8 protein-coding genes are annotated in these 10,355 nt (G+C 67.8%); 5 read left to right on the top strand and 3 right to left on the bottom strand.

Annotated features, from left to right (window positions below; translation table 11 throughout):
• The first annotated feature begins 623 nt into the window (after positions 1 to 623).
• From WS92_RS18780 to WS92_RS37225, 3 genes are all read left to right on the top strand, one after another.
• Positions 624 to 1,457 (top strand): response regulator transcription factor, encoded by an 834-nt coding sequence (locus WS92_RS18780; RefSeq protein ID WP_043282585.1) that lies wholly within the window; start codon positions 624 to 626, stop codon positions 1,455 to 1,457.
• 12 nt (positions 1,458 to 1,469) lie between these two features.
• Positions 1,470 to 1,652 carry a hypothetical protein gene (locus WS92_RS35900; protein WP_156442975.1) on the top strand — a complete coding sequence of 61 codons (183 nt, stop codon included), beginning with the start codon at positions 1,470 to 1,472 and terminating at the stop codon, positions 1,650 to 1,652.
• A gap of 194 nt (positions 1,653 to 1,846) precedes the next feature.
• Positions 1,847 to 4,345, top strand: a complete 2,499-nt coding sequence (locus tag WS92_RS37225; RefSeq protein ID WP_141668060.1) for an alkaline phosphatase family protein — start codon at positions 1,847 to 1,849, stop codon at positions 4,343 to 4,345.
• Between the two features lie 125 nt (positions 4,346 to 4,470).
• On the opposite strand, the gene WS92_RS18765 is transcribed toward WS92_RS37225, so the two are convergent.
• From WS92_RS18765 to WS92_RS18755, 3 genes are all read right to left on the bottom strand, one after another.
• Positions 4,471 to 6,183 (bottom strand): SulP family inorganic anion transporter, encoded by a 1,713-nt coding sequence (locus tag WS92_RS18765; protein WP_009912573.1) that lies wholly within the window; start codon positions 6,181 to 6,183, stop codon positions 4,471 to 4,473.
• Between the two features lie 46 nt (positions 6,184 to 6,229).
• Positions 6,230 to 6,856 (bottom strand): ParB-like protein, encoded by a 627-nt coding sequence (locus tag WS92_RS18760; RefSeq protein WP_059929653.1) that lies wholly within the window; start codon positions 6,854 to 6,856, stop codon positions 6,230 to 6,232.
• A 140-nt stretch (positions 6,857 to 6,996) separates the two neighbouring features.
• On the bottom strand, positions 6,997 to 7,551 hold the full coding sequence (locus WS92_RS18755) for a GNAT family N-acetyltransferase (protein ID WP_059929654.1): 555 nt from the start codon (positions 7,549 to 7,551) through the stop codon (positions 6,997 to 6,999).
• Positions 7,552 to 7,925: 374 nt separating this feature from the next.
• On the opposite strand from WS92_RS18755, the gene WS92_RS18750 reads away from it, so the two are divergent.
• Positions 7,926 to 9,152, top strand: a complete 1,227-nt coding sequence (locus tag WS92_RS18750; protein WP_006026569.1) for an MFS transporter — start codon at positions 7,926 to 7,928, stop codon at positions 9,150 to 9,152.
• A 216-nt stretch (positions 9,153 to 9,368) separates the two neighbouring features.
• The gene (locus WS92_RS18745) at positions 9,369 to 10,325 is read left to right on the top strand and encodes a TetR/AcrR family transcriptional regulator (protein WP_059929657.1); all 957 of its coding nucleotides are present in this window, start codon (positions 9,369 to 9,371) and stop codon (positions 10,323 to 10,325) included.
• The last annotated feature ends 30 nt before the right edge of the window (positions 10,326 to 10,355 follow it).

Genomic DNA, 10,355 nt, shown 5'->3' with positions numbered 1-10,355 from the left:
CAGGCCTCATAATTCCCAGCTTGCCTTATATATCAACACATTCGAGAAAATATGAAGCTTTCGTTACCTTCGCGCTGGTCAGCAACCTGTCGCCATGCCCTCGGATCTGAAAGAACCGATTCCAACCCCACCTGGCCTAGTGTGCAGGCATTCGTCCAAACAAACCTTTTCCAGAGCGGAAAAAATATTTTCCAGAGCGGACGACATTTACATTCATACGATCCGGCTGAATATTTTATTTAAACATGAAGAAAATTTTGGCCGCCCACCCAAAAATCTCAATCAGATTGGCAATGAATTGCCCCCATTCGATCAACATCAAATTTCATATGGCACTCCGATGCCGTACGCGTGAATTCGTCGTCCATGCCAATTCGAGTTTTCGCGAATTAACCGGGAATAACGACCGAAAATCAAAGCGCCATCCGGCAGATTTTTCCACCTCTTTTCCGTCGCCCGGCCACCTGCCGCGATGACGCAGCCATATCCCGTCCGCCATGCCCCCACCGGTCGCACGGAATCCACACAAACGGCGCTGTTGTCGGCATATAATTTTTCGCAACAATCGTGCACATTGCGATGCTTTCTGTCCAACAGACCATCCTCCCCACGCGTTCGCAACCATGTCATCCCGTTCGTCCAGTCCGGTGTCGCTTCGCACCACGCCGGATCTCGTTGGCGCACATATTCTTGTCGCCGACGATCGCCCGAACGACCTGCGGCTCCTGACCGAGATCCTGCGTGCCGCGCGGTGCCGGATCAGCGTCGCGTTCGACGGCCTGCAGGCCTATCACCGTGCGCAGGCGATCTCTCCCGACCTGATCCTGATGGATGTCCGCATGCCGCGCATGGACGGTTTCGCCGCGTGCAGGCTGCTGGCGTCGACGCCGTCCACGCAGTCGATACCCGTGATCATCCTGACCGCCGCGGGCGATCTCGAGGACCGCATCGCGGGACTCGAAACCGGCGCGATCGACTACATCGTCAAGCCGTTCGAACCGGCTGAAGTGATTGCACGAATCCGCAATCACCTGAAGCGCGCGCGCCGCAGCCAGCCCTTTGCGCATCTGCCCGAGCTTCCCGACCATCCCGACGCCGCGCTGGTGCGCGCGGCGAGCGAGGTCCTGCTGCGCGACCTGCGCTATCCGCCCGCGCTAGAGGATCTCGCCCGGCAGGTCGGCACGCACGAAAAGCGCCTGTCGCGCGTGTTCCGCGACCATCTCGGCCAGACCGTGTTCGAGTATCTGCGCGACACGCGCCTGCGCGCCGCGATGCACTTTCTCGCGGAAACGTCGATGGGAATCGGCGATATTGCCGAGGAAATCGGCTTTTCCACGCCGGGCAATTTCGCGACGGCCTTTCGCGAACGCTTCGGCATCACGCCATCCGACTGGCGGCGCCAGCGCAACGCAGTCGATGCGCGCGCCACATCTGATGAGCATCACCGCGATGCATAAGCAATACGCGGCATGGGCAGCAGGATGTCGTGCATTGCTGCTGCTTCTGATAGCGATGGCCGTCGCCTGCGCCACGGTCAATCGGAACAGCCGGTAGATCACGTGCTGGCCGCGATGGCGCTGAGCACGACGCTGTTCGAGGCGGCGTACCGCAGCCATGCGGCGACGGCGTTGCGGCCCGCCGCGCGCGAGTAGTGGTCGGCGCGCGCTCGATCGCCTTTCCTGCGCATTGCATTTGATCTCCTGCACCGGCATTCGTATAACGATCACATGCCCGGCGTATTTTCAGCACACGAATCCGAGGCCCGGCGCAAGCCGGGAAGCCCACCGCCCCCCGTCATGCGCAACCGCCCGAATGCACGCCGGAGGCCCCCGAACGGAGTCCACTCGTGGCGAATCCACTCTCCAGGATCGAACATGTCGTCTATCTGATGCTAGAAAATCGTTCGTTCGATCAGATGCTCGGCTTTCTCTACGCTGACGACGGCAACCGCTCCCCCACCGGCCAGCCGTTCGACGGCCTCACCGGCAGCGAATCGAATCCCGACGATCTCGGCCGCCCGGTCGGCGTCTACCGGATTCGCGCAACTGATCCGCATCCGTATCTGATGCCGGGCGCCGATCCCGGCGAAGGCTGCATGTACACGCCCGAGCTGCTGCCCGTGCTGTCCGGGCTCGCGAAAGGCTATGCGGTGTGCGACCGCTGGTTCACGTCGGCACCGACGATGACGATGCCGAACCGCGCGTTCGCGCTCGCCGGCACGTCGCAGGGCCATCTCGACGATCACGTGAAGATCTTCACGTGCCCGAGCATCTTCGGGCGGCTGTCGGACCAGGGCGCCGACTGGGCGATCTTTGGTTACAACCGCGATCCGCTCACGCGCCACGATTTCCCCAACACGCAGAACGCCGACGACAGCCACTTCGGCCACTTTCGCGACTTCCAGACGCGCGCGGCGAACGGCACGCTGCCCGCGTTCACGTTCCTCGAGCCGAGCTGGGACGCGAGCGGCAACAGCCAGCATCCGAACTACGACGTCACCGCGGGCGAGCAGTTGATTCACGACGTCTACTACGCGCTGCGCAACGGTCCCGGCTGGAACGGCACGCTTTTCATCGTCACGTATGACGAGCACGGCGGCAACTACGATCATGTCGCGCCGCCATCCGGCGCGACGCCGCCCGGCGACGGCACCGTCGGCGAATTCGGCTTCGACTTCACGCGCTTCGGCGTGCGCGTGCCCGCGGTGCTCGTCTCGCCGCTGATCGCCCCGCGCACCGCTCTCGAGGAAACACGAATGGCCCAGCTCAAATCATGGACGCGCCGCTTGTTCGGCGCTTCGGGATGCGCGCTGTTGCTCGCGCTGTCGGCGCTCGACGCGGCGCATGCGGATTCCGAGCCCGACGCATCGCCGAGCGGCGCATGGCCGAGCGCCGCGCTGCCCGATCGCGCCGCCGTCGACGTGGACGCGTCGCAGTTGCTGCCGACGCCGCAGCTCGTGCAATGGCAGATCGACCTCGATCGCCGCGGCCTGAGATCGACCGGCTCGCCCGCGCACGAACGCTACATCGACGTGTTGCGCCGCCGCCTCGCGCGAGCCGGCGTGCCACAGCTCCATACCGAGGCGGCGACGCTCACGCGCTGGACCGCGCGGCACTGGCGGCTCGACGTCGCCGACGGCGCGCCGCGCGAACGCATCGACGTCACGGGCTACCTGCCCTATTCCGGCGACACCGGCCGCGACGGCGTCGTCGCGCCGATCCGCTATCTCTCAGCCGGACAGATGCCCGATGCGGACGTGGCCGGCAAGATCGCCGTCGTCGAATGGCCGGCATCGCCGCTATCGGGCGCGTTCTTCCACGAGCGCGCGCTGCGCGTGTTCGATCCGGACAACGCGTTTCCGCCGTCGGCGCCCTATGTCCGCACGAGCTTCATGCTCGGCACGCTCACCGCGATGCTCGACAGGCTGCAAGCAGCGGGCGCGGCGGGCGTCGTGATGATCGCCGATACGTCGAGCGCCGAGGCGACCGATCTGTACGCGCCGTACGACGGCCGGCTGCGGCGCGTGCCCGGCCTCTTCGTCGATCGTGCGACGGGCGCGAAGCTCGTCTCGCTCGCGGAGCGCCGCGCGACGCTGCGGCTGTCGCTCGACGCGAGCGTCGAGCGCGTGCAGACCCGCAACCTGATCGGCATCATCCCCGGCATGAGCGACGAGCTGACCGTCGTCAACAGCCACACGGACGGCCCGAACGGAATCGAGGACAATGGCCCGAACGCGATCGTCGCGATCGCGCAATACCTGAGCCGCCTGCCCCGCGCGGCGCTGCCGCGCACGGTCATGATCCTGCTGTCGAGCGGGCATTTCGCGGGCGGTGTCGGCGCCGAGGACTTCATCGCGCGACATGCGCGCGACGGGCTCGTCGCGCGCATCGCGTGCATCGTGACGATCGAGCATCTCGGCGCGCAGGAATGGCTGCCGAACGCGCACGGCGCGCTCGCGCCGACGGGCCGCGCGGAGCCGACCGCGCTCTTCATGCCGCCCGTGCCGGCGCTCGTCGATGCGGCCGACGCACTCGTGCGCCGCGCAAACGCGGCGCCCGCATTCGCGATGCCGCCGCTGAATCCGAACGGAGACGGCAGCGCGGACGACGCGGTCTGGCCCGGCGAGGGGCAGTACTTCTGGGGCCGCGCGCGCGTGCCGACGATCAATCTGATCACGGGCCCCACGTATCTGCTCAACTACGGCGTGACGACGGCGGACAAGATCGACTATGCGCGCCTGCGTCGCGAAATCGCGGCGACGGCGCAGGCGCTGCTCGATCTGTCGCGGGTGCCGTTCGCCGCGCTGCGCGCGGTGCAGCCGGCGATGCGCGCAGCGACGCCGTGACGCGCGCGCCGCGCGCACCCCGCCTCCCCGGCGCGGCGGCGCAAACCGAGCGGCACGATCGCGGGCGAACCCGGCAGCCGCCGATATCGACGATGCGAGAAACGAAGCGGCTCGACATCGATACGTCACGCGCGCGACAGCTCGCCCGCCGCCAGCGACTGCAGGCTTTCGTCGACGCTCAACTCCGACAGCGCGTCCGCCCGCAGCGCCCCGTCCGCCGCGCGCTGCAGCACGCGCAGCACGTTCGGCTTCAGGCGCACGAGCACGAGGCGCCAGCCGCGCGCGCCGCACTCGGCGCCGAACGTCTTCAGCGCTTCGATCGTCGTGCCGTCGACGTCGGGCGACTCCTCGAGACTCAGCATCACCGTGTGCACGGGCGGCTGCGCGTCGCGCGCGAGATGCCGCGTCATGGTCAGCACGCGCTCCGCGTTCGCGAAGAAGAGCTGCGCTTCCGGCCGCACGATCAGCACGCCGGAAATCGGCTTTGCATCCTCGTGCATCGACACGTCGACGAAATCGTGGCTCTCGCGCAGCCGCCCGAGCACGCTCACGTTCGGCTCGGACAACTGTCGCAGCGTCAGCAGCAGGCTCACGCCGATCGCGGCGAGCAGGCCGTGCAGCACGCCGAGCACGATCACGGCCGCGAGCGCGGCGATCACGACGATCCGGTCGCGATGCCAGCTCCAGTACGGCCTGAACACTTCGGGGTGCAGCGAATGACTGACCGCGAAGATCACGATCGCCGCGAGCACGGGCTCGGGGATGCGCGCGAGCTGCGGCAGCAGCAGCCAGACGATCAGCGCGATCACGGCGGCCGCGAACAAGCCCGCCATGCGCGTCTGCGCGCCCGCCGCCTCGTTCGCCGACGTCGCCGAATAGCCGGCGCCGACGGGCATTCCGTGCAGCAGCCCCGATACGAGATTCGCGCAGCCGAGCGCGACGAGATCGCGGTTCGGCGAAATCGTGTCGCCGTGCTTGAGCGCGAAATTGCGAATCGATCCATACGATTCCGCGTACAGGATCAGCATCAGCGCGAAGCCGAACTCGGCCGTCTGCATCCAGTCGGAGCGGCCGAGCACCGGCATGCCGAACGCGAGATTTTCCAGATCGATCGTGCCGACGACGGCGATGCCGTAGCGATGCCAGTCGATCCAGTAGCCGGCCGCGATCCCGAGCACGATCACGACGAGCGTCGCCGGCACGCGCGTGCGCCTGCCGAGCGCGAACAGGATCGCAAGCGCCGTCGCGCCGAGCGCCGCGCTGTGAACGTTGGAGTTCGGTATCCCGAGCACCAGGTCGAGCGCGACGCGCAGCGTGTCGCCGTGACGGATCGGCACGTCGAGCATCTTCGGCAACTGCTTGATCACGATCGTGAGCGCAAGGCCGAACGTAAACCCGCGCAGCACCGGCCGCGCGATGAAATCCGACATGCCGCCGAGACGCGCGGCGCCCGCGAGGATGAACACGATGCCCGTCGTCGCGACGAGCGCCGCGGCGAGCATCAACTGCGTGCCGGCGCCCGGCCCGGCCTCGGAGATCACGGTGGCCGCGAGCACGACGGCCGACGACGACGTCGCCGACACGATCGCGAAGCGGCTGCTGCCCGCGATCGCATAGACGACGAGCCCGGCGACGAGCGCGATGAGCCCCGCCTGCGGCGGCAGGTTCGCGAGCCCCGCGTATGCGACCGCCTCGGGTATCAGGAGGCCCGCGATCGACAGCCCCGCGAGCGCGTCGAGCGCCGCGCGGCGCCCTCGCGGCGCAGGCGGCTCGTCGAGCGGCGCGAAATGCGCGGCCTGCTGCGGCGGCGCGTCGATGTGCTTCGAGCGGAGGTCCATGCGCGTTCCGTGGTCGTTGCCCGTCGTGCACACGAGGACGCGGCGCTCAGCGCGGCGCCGCGATCACGCCGGACCAGCCCGGCAGATAGCGCGCCTCCTGCGTGTGCGCGTAGCCGAGCGCCGCTTCGAGCGCCTTCGCGAAATCCTTGCGGATCTGCGTCAGCGCGATTTTCGGGCGCAGGAAATCGGCCCACAGGAACTCGCTGAACGGCGTCGCGTCCTTCGCGTAGCCGCCCGCCGTGCGCAGCTCGCCCGCGAGGCTGCGGTAGGGATCGTCCTTCAGGCCGACGAGCGATGTCGGCAGGCGGGCGTAGTCGTGGCGCGCGCCGTTCGCGCCGAACGGATGCACCCATTGGTTGTGCTCCATCATCCGCCAGAAGATCGTCTCGTCGAGCCACGACAGATCCTTCAGCAGCATCGCCTTCACCTGGGTCACGCCCTCCTCGATGAGCGCGAGCCCGAGATGATGGTGATCGGTGATGAAGTATTCGCCGCCCGGCCCGAGCACGGCCGGGAACCAGTGCGACTCGATCGCCGCGCGGCGCGCCCTCTTGCCGAGCGACTTCCAATGCTTGCGCTTTGCCTTCACTTCGCGATAGCCGACCGTGATCTGCGTCGGGCGCAGCGCGTCGAGCTTCGCGGGAATGAGATGGACGTCCTGGCCGATCGTCATGATGGGGCTCCCGAATAGGATGTCGGCAACGATACATGGGATCGGCGTTCGCGTTAATACCGCGTTGCCCTCGAAGTTTGCGCAAAGCGCACTGCCGCACGCTGCGCGGCCGGCGGTGCGCGCCTTCCGCCCGCGCGCGCTCAGCCGCGTGCGGCCAGATCCGCGCGCTCGAGCCGGTGGCGAACGTACGGGATGCCGTCCCGCACGATGCCGACGCGCCGCATCCCGAGCTTGCGCGCGACGTTCAGCGACGCGCCGTTGGCCGCGGCGATGTCCGCGACGACGCGCGGCAGCCTGACCGTCTCGAACGCATGCCGGACGACGCGCCGCGCGGCTTCGCTCGCGATCCCGCGCCCCCATGAGGCGCGCACGAGCCGCCAGCCGATCTCGACGTCGCGGCCGCCTTCGACGTAGTCGGGGATCAGCAGCATCCAGCCGACGAACCGGGCGGGCTGCGCCTTCTCGAAGATCGACCAGTAGCCGAGCCCCGGCGGATACGCGCACGTGATCCGATGCTCGACGAAGCGGCGGTGCTCGACGGGGTCGTCCCACGGGCCGGCGATGTGGCGCGTCACGTCCGGATCGCGATCCATCGCGAGGCATGCGTCGAGATCGGCGAGCACGCGCGGACGCAGCCACAGGCGGTCGGTTTCGAGTGTCGGCAGCGCCGGGCGAGCTTGCGTATCCGGATCCATCCGTCAACCTGTAAGCACATGAAAGAAGGAAAACGGCGCTACCTTAGCACCGCTTGCCGCGTCGCGAAAACCGGTGCGAATCCTGTCCTGTCGAAGCCCGTTGAGTCCCGCCGAGTCGCGTGCGATCCGCTCGATGCGCGTGCGACTTCGCCCCGGTATCGCGCGACTCGCATGCGGCGCGCGGCGCACGCGCATCGCAGCGCCCTGCGATTGCGGGACGCGCAACAATCCATTTCATAGGGATAAATCCGGATCGGCCCGCTCGGGGCCTTCACGCGCGCGGCGAGCGGCGTACACTCGCGTTACCGCCCGCGCGCCGCGCCAGCCGGGCGGTGCGGGGCACGACGGCGCTTCCCTCTCGAGGAGACTGCGTCATGGCCATAAGCTGGACCCGGGAACAACGCAACGTCACGATCGCCGCCTACCTCGGCTGGACGCTCGACGCATTCGATTTCTTCCTGATGGTCTTCGTGCTGAAAGACATCGCCGCCGAATTCAACACGAAGATTCCCGCCGTCGCGTTCGCGATCACGCTGACGCTCGCCGCGCGCCCGATCGGCGCGCTGATCTTCGGCCGCCTCGCCGACCACTTCGGCCGCCGGCCGACGCTGATGATCAACATCGCGTGCTACTCGCTGCTCGAGCTCGCGTCCGGTTTCGCGCCGAGCCTCGCCGCGCTGCTCGCGCTGCGCACGCTGTTCGGCGTCGCGATGGGCGGCGAATGGGGCGTCGGCTCCGCGCTGACGATGGAGACGATTCCGCCGCGCGCGCGCGGCGCCGTGTCGGGCCTGCTGCAGGCGGGTTATCCGAGCGGCTATCTGCTCGCGTCGGTCGTCTTCGGCCTCTTCTACCAGTACATCGGCTGGCGCGGGATGTTCATGATCGGCGTGCTGCCCGCGCTGCTCGTGCTGTACGTGCGCGCGAAAGTGCCCGAGTCGCCCGCGTGGCGGCAAATGGAAAAGCGCGCGCGCCCGAGCCTCGTCGCGACGCTCAAGCAGAACTGGAAGCTGTCGATCTACGCGGTGGTGCTGATGACCGCGTTCAACTTCTTCTCGCACGGCACGCAGGATCTCTACCCGACCTTCCTGCGCGAGCAGCATCACTTCGATCCGCATACGGTGTCATGGATCACGATCGTGCTGAACATCGGCGCGATCGTGGGCGGCCTCACGTTCGGCTGGTTGTCCGAACGCATCGGCCGCCGCCGCGCGATCTTCATCGCCGCGCTGATCGCGCTGCCCGTGCTGCCGCTGTGGGCGTTCTCGGCGGGCACGCTCGCGCTCGCCGCGGGCGCGTTCCTGATGCAGATCTCGGTGCAGGGCGCATGGGGCGTGATCCCCGTGCACCTGAACGAGATCTCGCCGGACGAGATTCGCGCGACGTTCCCGGGCTTCGTCTATCAGCTCGGCAATCTGCTCGCGTCGGGCAACGCGACGATGCAGGCGCAGCTCGCGGTCGATCACGGCAACGACTACAGCATGGCGCTCGCGACGGTCGCGGGCATCGTCGCCGTCGTCATCTGCGTTTTAATTGTGTTCAGCCGCGAACGACGCGGGATCGACATGACGCAAACGGCCGCGATGGGCTCGACGACCGGATGACCTCGCGCGCGGCGGCGCACCATCGCGCAAGCGCGCGTCGCGCTGCGCGCGGCGCACCGTTCATGCTGCATCGCACTGTATGCTCTAGAGGATTTTGTCCATAAAGAACGCTTGCCGCCGCCCCGCGCCGCTTTTTATCTTAATGAAAACGGCTGTTTCAATTACAGATTTGAATCGCTTGTTCGCGTACCGGGAAACCGGCAAGGGAGGCGGAACATGGCAGTTCGACAAGCCAGCCGGCAAGCCGGCGGGACGAAGGCGCGCATCCTGGATGCGGCCGAAGATCTTTTCATCGAGCATGGCTTCGAAGCGATGTCGATGCGGCAAATCACATCGCGCGCCGCGGTGAATCTCGCCGCGGTCAACTATCACTTCGGCAGCAAGGAAGCGCTCATCCACGCGATGCTGTCGCGACGCCTCGATCAACTGAACGAGGAGCGCCTGCGCATCCTCGATCGGTTCGACGCGCAACTCGGCCCGCACGTCACCTGCGAGCACGTGCTGGGCGCGATGTTCATTCCGGCGCTGCAGGCGTCGCGCGATCCGCAGCGCGGCGGCCGCGCGTTCCTGAGGCTCATCGGCCGCGCGTACACCGATCCGTCGGCGTTCGTGCGCAACTTCCTGACCGCGCACTACGCAACCGTCGCCGGCCGCTTCTTCGACGCATTCCAGCGCGCGCTGCCGAACCTGCCGCGCGCGGAGCTCGGCTGGCGGCTGCACTACGCGATCGGCGCGCTGTCCGGCGCGCTCGCGGGCGCGGAGACGGAGAGCCTCATCGACGAATTCACGCAAGGCCGCACGATGAACGACGTGCAGATGATCGCGCGGCTGTCCGCGCTGATCGTCGCGGCGCTGAACGCGCCGATGCCCGACGCGACGCAGCTCGCGATCTTCGCATCGGTGCTCGACGGCGCGGCGGCCTCGGCCAGCGCGACGATGCAGCCTGCCGGACCGCTTGCGCCCGCGCCCGCCGCCGCGCCGTCCGCAGCCCCCGCACTCGTGCCGGCTGCCGCCGTGTCGGCGCTCGCGCCAAGCGCCGTGCCGCCGGCTCCGGTCGCGCCGGCGTCCGCCGCGCCGATGCCGGCGGCCCCCGCGGCGCCGGCGTCACCCCGCACCGAGGCGTTCGCGGCCGAACCGGTCGGCGCGGCCGCGCACGAGACGCACGCGACCTGAGAAGGCTCGCGCACCGCGAGCGCCGGCCGC

It is taken from the genome of Burkholderia sp. MSMB1588, from assembly GCF_001546925.1.
In the GTDB taxonomy this organism is placed as follows: domain Bacteria; phylum Pseudomonadota; class Gammaproteobacteria; order Burkholderiales; family Burkholderiaceae; genus Burkholderia; species Burkholderia humptydooensis.
This window is presented reverse-complemented; position numbering and strand designations above follow the sequence as displayed.